Source organism: Cellulomonas sp. GbtcB1, assembly GCF_019091725.1.
Lineage (GTDB): Bacteria > Actinomycetota > Actinomycetes > Actinomycetales > Cellulomonadaceae > Cellulomonas.
The window spans coordinates 17,815-33,440 of the sequence record NZ_JAGXJG010000013.1; the positions used below are offsets into that span (position 1 = coordinate 17,815).

Consider the following 15,626-nt stretch of genomic DNA (forward strand, 5'->3'; position numbering starts at 1 on the left):
GACGTCTACTGCCCGCTCGGCGAGGTGGCGGGGGAGGGGGTGGGCGAGGTGGCGGGAGCGGAAGCGGGGGCGGTCGCGTGGGGCGGGGCCGCGTGCTCCGGGCGGGCCGCCAGGACCGCCACCACGAGGCCCACCACCGCGCCCGCCGCGGTGTCCAGGGCGCGGTCGAGGGCCAGCCGGGCCGGGTCCAGCGGCGCGCCCAGCGACGTCATCAGCAGCGCCATCGGGGTGATCGTGAGCATCGCGACGCCGTAGTGCCGGGCGACGACCAGCTCGGTGGCGGTCTGCAGCGCCACGACGAGCGCCGCGACGGCCCAGAACGGCAGGTCCGCGCCGAGCAGCGGCAGCGCGATCGCGACGCCCGCGGCCGTGCCGGCGGCGCGCTGCAGCGCCCGGACGCCCATGTGCCGGACGTGCGCGCCCTGCAGGACCGCGGCGGCGCCCATGACGGCCCAGGCCGGGTGGCCCCAGCCGGCGGCGGCCGCGACGGACCCGGCGAGCGCGGCGGCCACGGCGACCGAGACGGTGGGGGAGAGCGCCGCGCCGCCGGCCGTTCCGGCGCGCACGACGTCGCGCACCCGCGGCGCGGGCTCGGTCGGGAGCCCGCGGCCCCGGTCGAGCACCCAGCCGGCGTTGCACACCAGGCAGGCGACGAGCGCGCCGCCCGCGACCGCGAGACCCCGCGCCAGGACGTCGTCCGCGCCGGCGGCCGCGGCCGTGCCGGCCCCGGCGGCGAACACCAGGATGGTCGCCCCGGGCGGCCCGGTGCGCAGCGCGACCGCCCCGGCCGTGGCGCCCGCGGCGAGCAGCGTCAGGACGGCCAGCTCTGCGGCCACCGGGGCGCCCGCGGCCGCCAGGGCCGACATCGCCACCACTGCCGCGCTGAGTGCGCCGCCGACGAGCGCCATGAGCCGCAGCCGCCAGGCGTACCCGCTGGACCGCCCGTAGAGCGACGCGAGCGCGCCGAGCGAGGCGTAGCCGGCCAGGTCGTGGCGTCCGATCGCGGCCACCAGCAGGAACGCCAGCGCGACGCTCGCGCCGCACCGCAGGGCGCCGCCGAGCGAGTCCCGGGTGCTCGGGCCGCCCCGGTGCGGCCGGAGGGCGGCGCGGAGCTGGGACGGGTGCAGGAGGGCGGCGGCGAGGGACAGGCGGTGCACCCGGCGATCCTGCCACCGAATCGTTCACCGGTAAATGATTCGTGAAGCAACTCACGCTCGGTAGGGTGGCGGGCGTGGACAGCGTGGACCGCCTGCGCGCGGACTGGGAGCGCGAGGCGCCGGGGCTCGACGTCGCGCCGATCGCCGTCGCCGGGCGGATCACCCGGATCGCCGCGCTGCTGGACGCCCGGGCGGAGGCCGCGCTGGCGGAGGCGGACCTGACGCGGGGCGAGTTCGACGTCCTCTGCGCGCTGCGCCGGGCGGGGCGAGCGCTGCGGGCGGCCGAGGTGTCCACGATCACCGCCGCGTCGCCGGCCGCGATCACCAAGCGCGCCGACACGCTGGTCCGCGCCGGCCTGGTCGCCCGGGCGATCCCGCACCGGGACCGCCGGGGCGTGCTCCTGGAGCTGACCGAGGAGGGGCGCGCCGCGGTCGACCGGCTGATGCCGGAGCACCTCGCCCGGGAGGCGAACGCGCTCGGCGCGCTGGACGACCGCGAGGCGGCGGCGCTCGCGGCCCTGCTGTCCCGCGTGCTCGTCCGGGTCGAGGGCGGCGCCTGAGCGAGGTCGGGACGCGGGTGCGTCCGAGCAGGTCAGGGGCGATCGCGCACGCGGTCGCCGGGTGAAGTCGGGCAAAACACCGCGTTTCCATCCCTGTGACCGCTCACAAGGGACCAAGGTCCCCCCGATGGGTCGGGGAACCCCGGACGGCCCACCAGGCCGCCCGAGCCCCCCGCCCCTCGGCCCAGGAGACCACCGTGCCCCTGCCCCGACTGCGCACCTCCCTGCGCGCTCAGCTCGTCGCGACCGGAGCCGGCGCCGTCGCCGTCACCGCCGCCCTGCTCACCGCCGTCGGCGGCTGGCAGGTGACCGGCCTGGCCTCCCAGGCGGGCGACGACGTCGACCGCCTCATGCGCGACTCGATGACCCAGACCACCCAGCAGGCGGTGACGATGGTCGAGACCCAGGTCGCCACCGTCACCGACCGGATGGCCTCGAGCCTCCGGGTCGCCCAGGAGACGTTCGCGCAGGCGGGCGCCCTGACGTTCGACGGCTCCGAGCACTGGACCGTCACCGACCAGACGACCGGCGCCACGGAGGAGGTCGACCTGCCCCGGCTGCAGGTCGGCGGGACGTGGCTCGGCCGCACCACCGACCCGGCGACCCCGGTCCCGGTGGTCGACGAGATCACCACCCTGCTCGACGCGCCCGTCACGGTCTTCCAGCGGGTGAACACCGAGGGCGACATGCTGCGCGTCGCGACGAGCGTGACCAACGCCGACGGCGCGCGCGTCATCGGCACCGCGATCGGCGCGACCGGCGCCGACGGCAAGCCCAACGCGGTCGTCGCGTCGCTGCTGTCCGGGCAGCCGTACTACGGCACGGCCACTGTGGTCGGCCAGCCGTTCGTCACGGCCTACGCCCCGCTGCTGGCGGGCGACGAGGTGGTCGGCGGCCTGTTCGTCGGCGTCCCGCAGACCGAGGTCGACGCCCCGCTGCGCGCCGCGCTGGCCGAGGTGGCCGTCGGCGAGGAGGGCTACCTGACCGTCTCGGACGCGAACGGGCAGTGGGTCGTCCCGCCGCCGGGCGCCCAGGCGGGCGACGCCGCGGGCTCGGTGGACGCCGACGGCGAGGCGTACGCGCCGCGCCTGGTCGAGGCCGCCGCGGAGCTCGGCGAGGGGGAGACCGCCACCGAGCGCGTCGACCTCGGGGACGCCGGTGCCGCCACCGTGCAGCTCGCGCGGTACGCCCCGTGGGGCTGGACCGTCGCCGCGTGGGGCTTCGACGCCGACCTGCGCGCGGTGTCCGCGGAGCTGGAGTCGGGCGCCAGCACCCTCATGGTCACCCTGCTGGTCGCCGGCCTGGTCGTCGCCGCGGTCGCGGTCGCGCTGGTCGTGTGGATCTCCGGCCGGATCGTCGCCCGCGTCGGGCGGCTCACCACCGCGCTGCGCCGGGTCGCCGACCGCGACCTGTCCGTCGCCGTGCGCGGCGAGGGCCGGGACGAGATCGGCGTCATGGGCGCGGCGCTCGGGGAGGCCATCGACGCGATGCGCGCCGCGCTCACCCGGATGCGCGAGGGCGCCGAGGCCGTGCGCGGCACCGCCGGCCGGCTCGACGGCTCGTCGGGCACGCTGGAGGAGGCCGCGGGCCGCACCGTGTCCCGCGCCGAGGTCGCCGCCGGCTCCGCCTCGGTCGTGAGCACCGAGGTGCAGACGGTCACCGCGGCGATGACGGAGATGCGCGCGTCCATCGAGTCCGTGGCGCAGGACGTGAGCGCGGCCTCCGGCGAGGCGTCGCAGGCCGTCGGCGTGACCGCGGAGGCCGCTGCGGCCGCGGACCGGCTCGCGGCGTCCACGGGCCAGATCGCGGCCGTCCTGGACACCGTGACGACGATCGCCGGCCAGACCCACCTGCTCGCGCTGAACGCCAGCATCGAGGCGGCCCGCGCGGGCAGCGCCGGCGCCGGGTTCGCCGTGGTCGCCGGCGAGGTCAAGGACCTGGCGCAGCAGACCTCGAGCGCGATCGGCACGATCGCGCCGGTGCTCGAGGCCGTCACCCGGGACGCCGCCGACGTGCAGGAGTCGGTGTCCCGGATCTCCCGCGCCGTCGCGACGGTCGACGGGCTGCAGGGCGCGGTGTCCGCCGTGGTCGAGGAGCAGACCGCCACGACGTCCGAGATCGAGCGCAACCTCGTGGTCGCCGCCGAGAGCACGACGGACATCGCCGGCAGCGCCGCGGACGTCGCGCAGGCGGCCGGCCAGGCGTTCGACGGGGCCGCCGAGGTGCGGCAGGCCGTCATCACCCTGGGTGACGTCGCCGCCGAGCTCGCGCGGGGCGCGGAGGAATTCACGCTGAACCGGCCCGCCGCGCAGTTCGACCTGGCACGCTAGGCGAGGCGCCGTCGGCCCGGGACCCCCTGCCCCGGACCGGCGGCGCCGTCGCGCGCGGGGGTCAGGCCTTCGGGCGGGTCATGCTCAGCAGGTCGAGCGCCGCGTCGAGCTGCGCCTCGGTGACCTCGCCGCGCTCCACGTAGCCGAGGTCCACCACGGCCTCGCGGACCGTGATGCCCTGCGCCACCGCGTGCTTGGCGATCTTCGCCGCCGCCTCGTAGCCGATCACCCGGTTCAGCGGGGTGACGATCGACGGGGACGACCCGGCGTACGCCGCGCCGCGCTCGGTGACGACCTCGATGCCGTCGACGGTGCGGTCGGCGAGCACGCGGCACGCGGCCGCGAGCAGCCGCTCCGACTCCAGGACCGCCTGGCCCATGACCGGGATCTGCACGTTGAGCTCGAAGGAGCCGCTCGCGCCGGCCCACGCCACGGTGGCGTCGTTGCCGACCACGCGCGCGGCGACCATGAGCACGGCCTCCGGGATGACCGGGTTCACCTTGCCCGGCATGATCGACGAGCCCGGCTGCAGGTCGGGGATGCGGATCTCACCCAGGCCGGTGTTCGGGCCGGAGCCCATCCAGCGCAGGTCGTTGCAGATCTTGGTCAGGCTGACGGCGATGGTCTTCAGCGCGCCCGACAGCTCGACCAGCCCGTCCCGGGCCCCCTGGGCCTCGAAGTGGTCGCGCGCCTCGGTGAGCGGCAGCCCGGTCTCCTCCGCGAGCAGGGCGATGACCCGCTGCGGGAAGCCGGCCGGGGTGTTGATGCCGGTGCCCACCGCCGTGCCGCCGAGCGGGACCTCCGCCACCCGGGGGAGCGCCGCCTGCACCCGCTCGACCCCGCGGCGCACGGCGGCCGCGTAGCCGCCGAACTCCTGGCCGAACGTCACCGGGGTCGCGTCCATCAGGTGCGTGCGGCCGGCCTTCACGTCGCCGGCGTGCTTCTCGGCGAGCCGCTCCAGCGACGCGGCGAGGTGCTCCAGGGCGGGGACCAGGTCGTTGACCGCGCCGTCGGTGGCGGCGACGTGCACCGAGGTCGGGAAGACGTCGTTCGAGGACTGCGAGGCGTTGACGTGGTCGTTCGGGTGGACGTCGGCGCCGAGGGACCGGGACGCGAGGGTCGCCAGCACCTCGTTCATGTTCATGTTCGAGGAGGTGCCGGAGCCGGTCTGGTAGACGTCGACCGGGAAGTGAGCGTCGTGCCGGCCGTCGGCGACCTCGTCCGCCGCGTCGGCGATCGCGCGCGCCACGGCGGCGTCGAGGATGCCCAGCTCGGCGTTGGCGAGGGCGGCGGCCTTCTTGACCCTGGCCAGCGCGGCGACGTGGCCGCGCTCCAGGCCGGTCCCGCTGATCGGGAAGTTCTCCACCGCGCGCTGGGTCTGCGCGCGGTACAGGGCGTCCGCGGGGACGCGGACCTCGCCCATCGTGTCGTGCTCGATGCGGTACTCGACGTCGTCGTCGGCGTGCAGGCTCATGCGGCCGATCCTGCCACCGCCAGGGACCTCGGTCCCGCCCGCGCCCCGCGCGAGGGGCGCGGGGTGGCGCACGTCACACCTCCCCGCGCGCCCCCTCTCGCCGAGATGGCAGCTCTCGGCTGCGCGCGCGGGGCGCCGCACAGCCGGGAGTTGCCATCTCGCCGAAGAAGGGCGGGAGCGGGGAGGCGTCAGGCCGGGACCGGGACGTCGCCGATGTCGCCGATCGCGGAGGTCAGGCGCGCGTGGCCGTCGGCCAGCGCGTACTCCACGCCCACGACCGCGACGCGGCCGGCGTCGATGCCCTCGGCCAGCGTGACCGAGTACGAGCGCAGCATGTCGACGGTGTGCCGCACGTGCTCGTGGCCGAGCTCGGCGGGGTCCACCGACGACAGGTCGCGCGGGCGTCCCTCGGCGTCGGCGCCGTGCGCCAGCGACACGATGGACGGGATCACCCGGTCCACCACGGCGCGCACGAACCCGCGCTGCAGCTCGCCGGTGGTGAGCGCCGCCGTGGCCGCCGCCACCGCGCCGCAGGAGTCGTGACCCAGCACGACGACCAGTGAGGCGCCGAGCACCTCGACGCCGTACTCGATGGAGCCGATCACCGTGGTGTCGAGGACGTGGCCGGCGGTCCGGACTACGAACACGTCGCCGAGCCCCTGGTCGAAGATGATCTCGGCCGCGACACGGCTGTCCGAGCAGCCGAAGACGACGGCGAACGGCGCCTGGCCGGTGCTGACCTCGGCGCGGCGGTCGATGCCCTGGGACGGGTGCTCCATGGCGCCGCGGACGAACCGGTCGTTGCCGTCGCGCAGCGCGGCCCAGGCCTCGGCGGGGGTGGTGGGGTGTGCCATGCGGCCCATGGTCGCACCACGCGGCGCGGGGCGAGGAGCGGTGTCCGCGGGCGGCCCGCGTCCTGTCCGCCCGGGGTGGAACCGCCCGGCGGGACCCTGCTCCGGTGGCAGGCCGCGACCCGCCGGTGTAGCCATGGGGAGGGAAGCGTGGAGACGTCGCGGAGCCCCAGGTGGGAGCCCCGCGGCGCCGAGTGAGGGAGAGCGGTGCGCGTGCGAAGACGGTCGAGGGCGATCGCCGGGGTGTCGGTGCTCGCGCTGGGGGCGGGGCTGGCGGCGTGCGCGCCGGCGGACTCCACCCCGGTGCTCACCTGGTACACGAACCCGGACGCGGGGGGCCAGGCGACGCTGGCCCAGCAGTGCACGGAGGAGGCGGGCGGGGCCTACCGCATCGAGGTGTCGGTGCTGCCCCGCGACGCCAGCTCCCAGCGCGAGCAGCTGGCTCGGCGGCTCGCGGCGTCCGACTCGTCGATCGACCTGATGAGCCTGGACCCGCCGTTCATCCCGGAGCTGGCGAACGCCGGCTTCCTGGCGCCGGTGCCGGACGACGTCGCGGAGCAGGTCAGCCAGGACGTCGCGGAGGGCGCGCTCCAGGGCGCCTCGTGGGGCGACGAGCTCGTGACCGTCCCGTTCTGGGCCAACACGCAGCTGCTCTGGTACAAGAAGTCGGTCGCCGAGGCGGCGGGGCTCGACCCCGCGACCACGCCGGTGACCTGGGACCAGGTCATGGACGCCGCGCGCGACCAGGACAAGACGCTCGGCGTGCAGGGCATCAAGGCCGAGGCGTACACGGTGTGGATCAACGCCCTGGTCGAGTCGGCCGGCGGCCAGATCGTGGAGAACCCCGAGGCGCCCGCCGAGGACGTGAAGCTGGGTCTGGAGACCGACGCGGGCCGCGAGGCGGCCCGGATCATCGGCGAGATCGGCAAGGACCGCCTCGGCGGCCCCGGCCTGCCGACGCAGGACGAGAACGCCTCGCTCACCCAGTTCCAGGGGGACAGCGGGTCGTTCATGGTGAACTGGCCGTTCGTCTGGCCGGCCATGCAGGCCTCCGTCGAGGACGGCGCGCTGGACCAGTCGTTCCTCGACGACGTGGGCTGGGCGATCTACCCGCAGGTGACCGAGGGCACCGACGCCGCGCCGCCGTACGGCGGGATCAACCTCGGCGTCGGCGCGTTCAGCGAGCACGTCGACGAGGCCTACGAGGCCGCCGCGTGCATCGTGAAGCCGGAGAACCAGGCGGCGTACTTCGTCACCGACGGCAACCCGCCGGCGTCGACCGTCGCCTACGACGACCCGAAGGTGCAGGAGACGTTCCCGATGGCGGACGTCATCCGCCAGTCGCTGGAGCAGGCGGCCCCGCGCCCCCAGACCCCGTACTACAACGAGGTCTCCCAGGGTCTCCAGGAGACCTGGCACCCGCCGGCCTCGGTCGACCCCGACCGGACGCCGCGGGAGTCCACGGACTTCATCACCGCCGTGCTGCGAGGGGAGCGACTCCTGTGAGTACCGAGATCACGGGCGCCGCGGCGGGGGTGGCGGCGAAGGCCACCCGCGGCGCGGGCCCCGGAAAGGCGTCGAAGCCCCGCAAGAGCGACCGGGCGCGGGCCGAGGCCCGGCTGGGCTGGTGGCTGGCCGGCCCGGCGTTCGTGGTGATGCTGGCCGTCACCGCCTACCCGATCCTGCAGGCCGTCTACGACTCGCTGTTCCGGTACCGGCTCACCGCCCCGGACGACCGGGCGTTCGTCGGGCTCGGCAACTACGGCGTGGTGCTGGGCGACCCGGTGTTCTGGCAGTCGCTCGGCGTCACCACGCTGATCATGGTGATCACCGTCGCGATCGAGCTGGTGCTCGGCTTCGCCCTGGCGCTCGTCATGCACCGGGCCGTCCTCCGGCTCCGGGGGCTGCTGCGCACCGCGATCCTCGTGCCGTACGGGATCATCACGGTCGTCTCGGCGTTCGCGTGGTTCTACGCGTTCGACATCAGCTCGGGGTACGTGAACAGCTGGTTCGACTGGGTGCCCGGGATCAGCGAGGACCTCAACTGGTTCGCCGGCACCGGCACCAGCCTGTTCGTCATCATCGCGTCCGAGGTCTGGAAGACCACGCCGTTCATCTCGCTGCTGCTGCTCGCGGGCCTGGCGCAGGTGCCGGGCGACCTCGAGGAGGCCGCGCAGGTCGACGGCGCCACCTGGTGGCAGCGGATGAAGCGCGTCGTCCTGCCGAACATGAAGGCCGCGATCATGGTCGCCGTCCTGTTCCGGGCGCTCGACGCGTTCCGCATCTTCGACAACGTGTTCATCATGACGAACGGCGCCAACGGCACCACGGTCCTGTCGCTGCTGGCCTACCGGACGTCCATCGGGCGGCTGGAGATCGGCCTCGGCTCCGCGATCTCGGTGCTGCTGTTCATCTGCGTGATCATCATCTGCTTCATCGCGATCAAGATCTTCAAGGTCGACCTCGCCGGTGCCCGAGGGGAGAAGTGATGGGGACCCTGTCCGGCAAGCAGAAGGTGGCCTGGGCGGCCATCACCGTCGTCGTCCTCGTCTGGGCGCTGTTCCCGGTCGCGTCGATCATCGCGACCTCGTTCAAGCTGCCGAGCGACCTCAGCACCGGCAACCTCCTGCCGACGACCTGGTCCTGGACCAACTACGAGCAGATCCTCGGGCCCGACGGCTCGGCGCAGGAGCTGTTCCTGTCGTCGCTGCGGAACTCGATCGGCATCTCGCTGATCGCCACGGCGATCTCGTCGGTGCTGGCCACGCTCGCGGCGTACGCGATCGCCCGGCTCGACTTCCCGGGCCGCAAGCTGATCCTCACCACCGCGCTCGGGGTGTCGATCTTCCCGGTGATCTCGATCGTCACGCCGCTGTTCAACCTGTGGCGGAACATCGGCCTGTACGACACCTGGCCCGGCCTGATCATCCCGTACCTGTCGCTGACCCTGCCGATCTCGATCTGGACGCTCACCGCGTTCTTCCGGCAGATCCCGTGGGAGCTCGAGCAGGCCGCGCAGGTCGACGGCGCGACCACGTGGCAGGCGTTCCGCAAGGCGATCGTGCCGCTCGCGGCGCCGGGCGTGTTCACCACCGCGCTGATCGCGTTCTTCATCGCGTGGAACGACTTCGTGTACGGCATCTCGCTGACCTCGACCGAGGCGGCCCGGCCCGTGCCCGCCGCGCTGGCGTTCTTCTCCGGGGCCTCGCAGTTCGAGGACCCCACCGGCGCGATCTCCGCCGCCGCCGTCGTCGTGACCATCCCCGTCGTCGTCCTGGTGCTGCTGTTCCAGCGCCAGATCGTGTCCGGGCTGACCCAGGGCGCGGTCAAGGGCTGAGGCCCTCGCCGCGGAAGGAGTACCCCATGGCATCCATCACCCTCACCGACATCGTCAAGAAGTACGGCGACGGCTACCCGGCCGTGAACGGCGTGAGCCTCGACATCAAGGACGGCGAGTTCGTCATCCTCGTCGGGCCGTCCGGCTGCGGGAAGTCGACGCTGCTGCGCATGATCGTCGGCCTCGAGGACATCACCTCCGGCGAGCTGAGGATCGGCGACGAGGTCGTCAACGACAAGGCCCCGCGCGACCGGCACCTGGCGATGGTGTTCCAGAACTACGCGCTGTACCCGCACCTCACCGTGTACGAGAACATCGCCTTCCCGCTGCGGCTCCAGAAGGGCAAGTACACCGAGGAGCAGATCAAGGACAACGTCGAGTACGCGGCGGACACCCTGGAGCTGCGCGAGCACCTCGACCGCAAGCCGGCGAACCTGTCCGGCGGCCAGCGGCAGCGCGTCGCGATGGGGCGCGCGATCGTCCGGGACGCGCGCGCGTTCCTGTTCGACGAGCCGCTGTCCAACCTGGACGCCAAGCTGCGCGGCCAGATGCGGACCGAGATCGCCCGCATGCAGCGCCGGCTCGGCACCACCACCGTGTACGTGACGCACGACCAGACCGAGGCCATGACGCTCGGGGACCGAGTGGCGGTGCTCCGCAAGGGCGAGCTGCAGCAGGTCGCGAGCCCGCGCGCGCTGTACGAGCAGCCCGTCAACCTGTTCGTGGCCGGGTTCATCGGCTCCCCGCCGATGAACTTCCTGCCCGGCGAGGTGCACGGCGACTCGCTGCGGCTGCCGTTCGGCGACGTGCCGATCCCGGAGTCGGCGCGCGGCAAGCTCGACGGCCGGGAGCTGGTCATCGTCGGCCTGCGGCCGGAGCACGTCGAGGACGCCCGCGTCCTGGACGAGGACAAGCGCGCCAAGGGCGCCACGTTCTCGGCCGAGGTGGACGTCGTCGAGTGGCTGGGTGCGGAGCTGTACGCCTACATCCCGTTCGAGACGCACGCCGACGTCGCGCAGAAGCTCGAGGAGCTCGACCGCGACCTCGACGGCGAGGGGATGCGCACCCAGATGATCGTCGCGCTCGGCTCCGAGAGCCGGGTCCGCGACGGCAGCAGCGCCGACCTGTGGTTCGACCCGAGGCGGCTGCTGATCTTCGACCCGGAGTCGGGCGAGAACCTCACCTACGACGAGGAGGCGGCCCGCCGCATCGACGGCGAGACCGAGGAGGACCGCCGCGCGGCCCTGGAGCGCGCGCACCGCGACGCCGAGAAGCAGTCGAACGGCGAGGCCGCGGCCGCGGGCCGCCACCGCCAGGCGAGCTGACCCGCACCCCCGCGCTCTGCCCCGTCGAGGTCGAGGGGTTCGGCCGAGGTCGAGGGTTTCCGTGCCCTCTCCGGGGCGGAACCCTCGACCTCGGCGGGGGGCCTACGCCTCGCCGAGCTCCGCGGACGTCGGGGGGTTGGCGCCCGAGCGGGAGACCGTGATCGCGGCGACCTGGGCGCAGCGGACCAGGACGCGCTCGACCGTCGGCCGGTCGATCGCGTGCAGCGCCTCGCGCCGGTCGGCGCCGAGCAGGTCCGCGGACCACAGGCCGTCGACGAGCGCGCCCATGAACGAGTCGCCCGCGCCGACCGTGTCGGCCACCTCGACCCGGGGCGCCTCGACCAGCACCTCGTCGCCGCCCGCGGTGATCGCGAGCGCGCCCTCGCCGCCCAGCGTCACGACGACCAGCGCCGGGCCGCGGCCCAGCCAGTCCCGGGCGATCTCGGCCGGCGCGACCCCCGGGTGCAGCCAGGCCAGGTCCTCGTCGGACACCTTGACGACGTCGGCCAGCGCGACCAGCCGTTCGACGACCGGCAGCGTGTCCTCGGGCGAGCCCATGAGCGCGGGGCGCAGGTTGGGGTCGTAGGTGATCGTGGACCCGTCCCGGCGGTCCGCGAGCAGGCGGGCGACGGCCTCGCCGCCCGGGGCGATCACCGTGGCGATCGAGCCGGTGTGCACGACGGCGGGGGCGTCGTCGCCCTCGTCCCAGCGCGTCGGGAGGTCCCAGGTCAGGTCGAACTCGTAGGTCGCGGCGCCCTCGGCGTCGAGGTGGGCGCGGGCCACGGGGGTGCGCTCGGGGCCGCGGTCGCCGGCGAGGACGTGCACGTCCGAGCCGGCCAGGTGCTCCCGGACCAGGTCGCCGTGCGCGTCGTCGGCGAGCCAGGTCAGCAGGTCGACGCGCCGGCCCAGCCGGCCGAGCCCGATCGCGACGTTCGCGGGGCTGCCGCCGGGGTGCTCCGCGGGCCCGGCGCCGGGGCGGAGCACGACGTCGACGAGGGCCTCCCCGACGACGAGGGCACGGGCGGCGGGCTGCTCGGTCATGGGGCTCCTTCGCGTCCGGCGGCGGTGCCGGGTCGGGGGTGGGGTCGTGCGGGGTGGAGCGGGGTCGGACGGGGTTGCACGGGGCGCGGGTGCGCCCGCCCCGTCAGGAGCCGGCGTCCTCGCCGTCGGCCGCGCGGGCGGCGTCCAGCCGGGCGCGCGCGCCGTCCAGCCACTGCTGGCAGCGGGCCGCCAGGGCCTCGCCGCGCTCCCAGAGCGCGAGCGACTCCTCGAGCGTCGCGCCACCGGCCTCCAGCCGGGAGACGACGGCGACGAGCTCGTCGCGCGCCTGCTCGTAGGACAGGTCGGCGACGCCGGGGGCGCCGGGGGAGTCGGAGGCGGGGGAGGTGTCGCTCACGGGCACCATCTAACCAACGACCGCCGACCCTCGCGCCCACACGGGGGTCGCTCAGCCCTCCCGCGCGGCGAACTCCTGGGTGCCGAGCACGGCCAGCAGCCGCAGCTGCCCCTCGGCCTCGCTGCGCGGCGCGGCCGTCAGCACCAGCAGCGTCTGGGAGCCGTCCTCGGTGAACAGCGCCTGGCAGTCGACCTCGATCGGCCCGACCCGCGGGTGCACCAAGGTCTTGTGGTCCTCGAACCGGCGGGACACCTCGTGCGCCTCCCAGATCGCGACGAACTCGGCGCTCCGCGCGGACAGCGCGCGCACCAGCTCGGCGGCCCGGGAGCGCGGCCCCTCCGCACCGAGCGTCGCGCGCAGCGAGGCGACCTGCGCCCGGCTCTGCCGGTCCCGGTCCTCCTCGGGGTACATCAGGCGCTCCGTCTCCGGGTGCGCGAACCAGCGGTAGATCGCGCTGCGCTCCCAGCCGGTCAGCTGCTCGACGGGGCCGAACAGCGCGCGCGCCAGGTCGTTCTGCACCAGCGTCCGGCCGAGCCCGTCGAGGATCAGCGCCGGGCTGTCGGTGATCCGGTCGAGCACCCGGAGCAGCCCGGGGGCGACGTAGTCCTCGCGCGCCGCGCGGTCCGGGGCGCTGTGCCCGGCGACCCGGTACAGGTAGTCGCGCTCGTCGGGCGTCAGGCGCAGGGCCCGGGCGAGTGAGCCGAGCATCTGGGTGCTGGGCTGCGGACCGCGGCGCTGCTCGAGCCGGGTGTAGTAGTCCGTCGACATGACGGCGAGCTGCGCGACCTCCTCGCGGCGCAGGCCCGGCGCCCGGCGCCGCGCGCCCGGGGGCAGCCCGACGTCGTCCGGGCGCAGCGCCTCCCGGTGCCGGAGCAGGAAGTCGGCCAGCGCGTCGCGATCCACCCGAGCAGTATCGGCGGGGCGCCGGTGCGCAGCCAGGGATCGGCGGTCCCCCGACAACCGCTCTCTGGCGGGGCCGCGCGGGGCGCCGAAGACTCGGGGCATGCGAATCACCGGTAACACCGTCTTCATCCCCGGCGCGACGAGCGGCATCGGCCTGGCCCTCGCCGTCGCCCTGCACGAGCGGGGGAACGAGGTGATCGTGGGCGGGCGGCGCACCGAGCTGCTCGACCGCGTCACCGCCGAGCACCCCGGCATCCACGCCCACCGGATCGACACCGCCGACGCCGAGGACGTGGCCGAGGTCGCGAAGCGCGTCATCGCGGAGCACCCCGAGGTCAACGTGCTGGTCCCGATGGCCGGCATCATGCGCGCCGAGGACTGGACCGACCCGGCCGGGTTCCTCGCCACCGCCGAGCAGACCGTCACCACCAACGTGCTCGGGCCGATCCGGCTGATCGCCGCGTTCGTCGAGCACCTGCAGACCCGCCCGGACGCCACGATCCTCACCGTGTCCTCCGGGCTGGCGTTCGCCCCGCTGCAGGTCACGCCGACGTACAACGCCAGCAAGGCGTTCATCCACATGCTCAGCGAGTCGATCCGGCTGCAGCTGGCCGGCACGAGCGTCCGCGTCGTCGAGCTCGAGCCGCCGTCGGTGCAGACCGACCTCATGCCGGGGCACCGGGAGAACGCGGACGCGATGCCGCTCGACGACTTCGTCGCCGAGGTGATGGCCCTGCTCGAGGCGCAGCCCGACGCCACGGAGATCCAGGTCGAGCGCGTGAAGTTCCTCCGGTACGGCGAGGCCCGCGGGGACTACCCGCAGGTGGTCGCGGCGCTCAACGCGCGGGACCCGCACGGGAAGTAGCCGGGCGACCGTCGGTCCGCACGCAGTCCGGCGCCGCGCCGGTCCCGTCGGCGCGCGGGGTGGCGGACAGCGGGAGCGGTCAGGCGTCCCCGTCGTCCGCCGCCGCGGGCCGCTTCCGCCCGGGCGCGACCGCCAGCACCGTCGCCATGAGCTCCCCGCGGGACACCCGGATCCGCAGCGAGTCCTTCGCGGCGACCTCGGTCGCCTCCCGCACGACGCGCCCGTCGGACGTCTGCACCACGGCGTACCCGCGGTCGAGCGTCGCCGCGGGGGACAGCGCGCGGACCTGCGCGGCGAGCGCCCGGGTCGACGTCACCGCGCCGGCGAGCGCGTGGTCGAGGCTCCGCCGGGCGTGGTCGCGGGCGCGCAGCACCTCGGCCTCGCGGGTGTCGACCATCGTGTGCGGCCGGGCGAGCACCGGGCGGCTGCGGACCTGCTCCAGGCCGGCGGCCTCGCGGGCGACGCGGTGCTCGACCGCCGACCGGATCCGGGCGCGGGCCTGCGTGACGCGGGCCCGCTCCTCGCCGACGTCCGGCACGATCCGCTTCGCGGCGTCGGTCGGGGTGGACGCGCGGTAGTCGGCGACCAGGTCCAGCAGCGGGGTGTCGGTCTCGTGGCCGATCGCGGATACCAGCGGGGTCCGGCAGGCCGCGGCGGCGCGCACCATCGCCTCGTTGCTGAACGGCAGCAGGTCCTCGACCGAGCCGCCGCCGCGCGCGACGACGATCACCTCGACCCGGGGGTCCGCGTCCAGCTCGGCGATCGCCCGGCTGACCTGCGGCACCGCGCCGACGCCCTGCACCGCGACCTCGCGGATGACGAACTCGACCTGGGGCCAGCGCGCGCGGGCGTTCACCACCACGTCGTGCTCCGCCTTCGACTCCCGCCCGCACACCAGGCCGACGACCCGCGGCAGGAACGGCAGCGGCACCCGGCGCTCGGGGTCGAACAGGCCCTCCGCGGCGAGCACCCGCTTGAGGTGCTCGATCCGGGCGAGCAGCTCGCCCACCCCGACCGCGCGCACCTCGTCCGCGTTGAGCTGCAGCGTGCCGCGCTTGGTCCAGAACGTCGGGCGCGCGTGCACCACGACGTGCGCGCCCTCGGCGAGCGGGGTCGCGGCGCCGGACAGCACGCCCGCGGGCATCGACACGGGCAGCGACATGTCGGTGTCCGTGTCGCGCAGCGTGAGGAACGCGATGTTCGCGCCCGGGCGCCGGTTGAGCTGGACGACCTGGCCCTCGACCCACAGCGGCGACATCTTCGCGACGTAGTCGGCGATCTTCACCGAGAGCAGCCGCACGGGCCAGGGGCGCTCGGCGGTCGTCTCGTTCGCGCGGGCGGGCAGCTCGGCGGGCGCGCCGGGTGCCGGGGCGCCGGGGGCGTCCGCGCGGGGCGTCGTGGGGGAGGACTGCTGCTGCACGGCCCCAC

Annotated in this window: 14 protein-coding genes; 7 read left to right on the forward strand and 7 right to left on the reverse strand. The window is 75.0% G+C overall.

What is annotated here, in order from left to right:
• Window positions 1-5 precede the first annotated feature (5 nt).
• On the reverse strand, window positions 6-1,157 hold the full coding sequence (locus KVT14_RS06860; protein ID WP_217614972.1) for an FUSC family protein: 1,152 nt from the start codon (window positions 1,155-1,157) through the stop codon (window positions 6-8).
• A 74-nt stretch (window positions 1,158-1,231) separates the two neighbouring features.
• Between KVT14_RS06860 and KVT14_RS22300 the strand changes: the two genes are divergently transcribed.
• Both KVT14_RS22300 and KVT14_RS06870 read left to right on the forward strand, forming a co-directional pair.
• Window positions 1,232-1,717, forward strand: coding sequence for a MarR family transcriptional regulator (locus KVT14_RS22300; RefSeq protein ID WP_217614973.1), 486 nt, complete (start codon window positions 1,232-1,234; stop codon window positions 1,715-1,717).
• Between the two features lie 197 nt (window positions 1,718-1,914).
• Window positions 1,915-4,047, forward strand: a complete 2,133-nt coding sequence (locus KVT14_RS06870; RefSeq protein ID WP_217614974.1) for a methyl-accepting chemotaxis protein — start codon at window positions 1,915-1,917, stop codon at window positions 4,045-4,047.
• Between the two features lie 61 nt (window positions 4,048-4,108).
• Here KVT14_RS06870 and KVT14_RS06875 read toward each other — a convergent pair whose 3' ends face one another.
• The gene (locus KVT14_RS06875) at window positions 4,109-5,521 is read right to left on the reverse strand and encodes an aspartate ammonia-lyase (RefSeq protein WP_217614975.1); all 1,413 of its coding nucleotides are present in this window, start codon (window positions 5,519-5,521) and stop codon (window positions 4,109-4,111) included.
• Window positions 5,522-5,709: 188 nt separating this feature from the next.
• Window positions 5,710-6,375, reverse strand: coding sequence for a carbonic anhydrase (locus KVT14_RS06880; protein WP_147795818.1), 666 nt, complete (start codon window positions 6,373-6,375; stop codon window positions 5,710-5,712).
• A 210-nt stretch (window positions 6,376-6,585) separates the two neighbouring features.
• Here KVT14_RS06880 and KVT14_RS06885 point away from each other — a divergent pair, with 210 nt between their 5' ends.
• From KVT14_RS06885 to KVT14_RS06900, 4 genes are read left to right on the forward strand one after another with little or no spacing between them, the layout of a single operon-like run.
• A complete protein-coding gene (locus tag KVT14_RS06885; protein ID WP_217615022.1) occupies window positions 6,586-7,878 on the forward strand; it encodes an extracellular solute-binding protein in 1,293 nt (430 codons plus the stop codon).
• A gap of 29 nt (window positions 7,879-7,907) precedes the next feature.
• Complete coding sequence (locus tag KVT14_RS06890) at window positions 7,908-8,861, forward strand: carbohydrate ABC transporter permease (RefSeq protein WP_147797136.1); 954 nt, start codon at window positions 7,908-7,910, stop codon at window positions 8,859-8,861.
• On the forward strand, window positions 8,861-9,709 hold the full coding sequence (locus KVT14_RS06895; RefSeq protein ID WP_217614976.1) for a carbohydrate ABC transporter permease: 849 nt from the start codon (window positions 8,861-8,863) through the stop codon (window positions 9,707-9,709). Before KVT14_RS06890 ends, KVT14_RS06895 begins: the two co-directional genes overlap by 1 nt.
• 26 nt (window positions 9,710-9,735) lie before the next feature.
• Window positions 9,736-11,034, forward strand: a complete 1,299-nt coding sequence (locus KVT14_RS06900) for an ABC transporter ATP-binding protein (protein ID WP_217614977.1) — start codon at window positions 9,736-9,738, stop codon at window positions 11,032-11,034.
• A 102-nt stretch (window positions 11,035-11,136) separates the two neighbouring features.
• Here the strand turns inward: KVT14_RS06900 and KVT14_RS06905 are convergent, their stop codons facing one another.
• The 3 genes from KVT14_RS06905 to KVT14_RS06915 all read right to left on the reverse strand — a co-directional run bounded on the left by KVT14_RS06905 (window position 11,137) and on the right by KVT14_RS06915 (window position 13,333).
• The gene (locus KVT14_RS06905) at window positions 11,137-12,075 is read right to left on the reverse strand and encodes a carbohydrate kinase (RefSeq protein ID WP_217614978.1); all 939 of its coding nucleotides are present in this window, start codon (window positions 12,073-12,075) and stop codon (window positions 11,137-11,139) included.
• A 103-nt stretch (window positions 12,076-12,178) separates the two neighbouring features.
• Window positions 12,179-12,439: an exodeoxyribonuclease VII small subunit gene (locus tag KVT14_RS06910; protein WP_147795822.1), complete on the reverse strand. Its 261-nt coding sequence runs from the start codon at window positions 12,437-12,439 to the stop codon at window positions 12,179-12,181.
• A 42-nt stretch (window positions 12,440-12,481) separates the two neighbouring features.
• Window positions 12,482-13,333 (reverse strand): helix-turn-helix transcriptional regulator, encoded by an 852-nt coding sequence (locus KVT14_RS06915; protein ID WP_217614979.1) that lies wholly within the window; start codon window positions 13,331-13,333, stop codon window positions 12,482-12,484.
• 100 nt (window positions 13,334-13,433) lie between these two features.
• Between KVT14_RS06915 and KVT14_RS06920 the strand changes: the two genes are divergently transcribed.
• A complete protein-coding gene (locus KVT14_RS06920; protein ID WP_217614980.1) occupies window positions 13,434-14,198 on the forward strand; it encodes an SDR family oxidoreductase in 765 nt (254 codons plus the stop codon).
• A 79-nt stretch (window positions 14,199-14,277) separates the two neighbouring features.
• On the opposite strand, the gene xseA is transcribed toward KVT14_RS06920, so the two are convergent.
• Window positions 14,278-15,543, reverse strand: a complete 1,266-nt coding sequence (xseA, locus tag KVT14_RS06925) for an exodeoxyribonuclease VII large subunit (protein ID WP_254630531.1) — start codon at window positions 15,541-15,543, stop codon at window positions 14,278-14,280.
• Window positions 15,544-15,626 lie beyond the last annotated feature (83 nt).

Excerpts from the sequence above, each read along its gene's own strand:
- KVT14_RS06875 (WP_217614975.1), bottom strand. The coding sequence starts at position 5,521 with ATGAGCCTGCACGCCGACGACGACGTCGAGTACCGCATCGAGCACGAC.
- KVT14_RS06880 (WP_147795818.1), bottom strand. The coding sequence starts at position 6,375 with ATGGCACACCCCACCACCCCCGCCGAGGCCTGGGCCGCGCTGCGCGAC.
- KVT14_RS06895 (WP_217614976.1), top strand. The coding sequence starts at position 8,861 with ATGGGGACCCTGTCCGGCAAGCAGAAGGTGGCCTGGGCGGCCATCACC.
- KVT14_RS06900 (WP_217614977.1), top strand. The coding sequence starts at position 9,736 with ATGGCATCCATCACCCTCACCGACATCGTCAAGAAGTACGGCGACGGC.
- KVT14_RS06905 (WP_217614978.1), bottom strand. The coding sequence starts at position 12,075 with ATGACCGAGCAGCCCGCCGCCCGTGCCCTCGTCGTCGGGGAGGCCCTC.
- KVT14_RS06910 (WP_147795822.1), bottom strand. The coding sequence starts at position 12,439 with ATGGTGCCCGTGAGCGACACCTCCCCCGCCTCCGACTCCCCCGGCGCC.
- KVT14_RS06920 (WP_217614980.1), top strand. The coding sequence starts at position 13,434 with ATGCGAATCACCGGTAACACCGTCTTCATCCCCGGCGCGACGAGCGGC.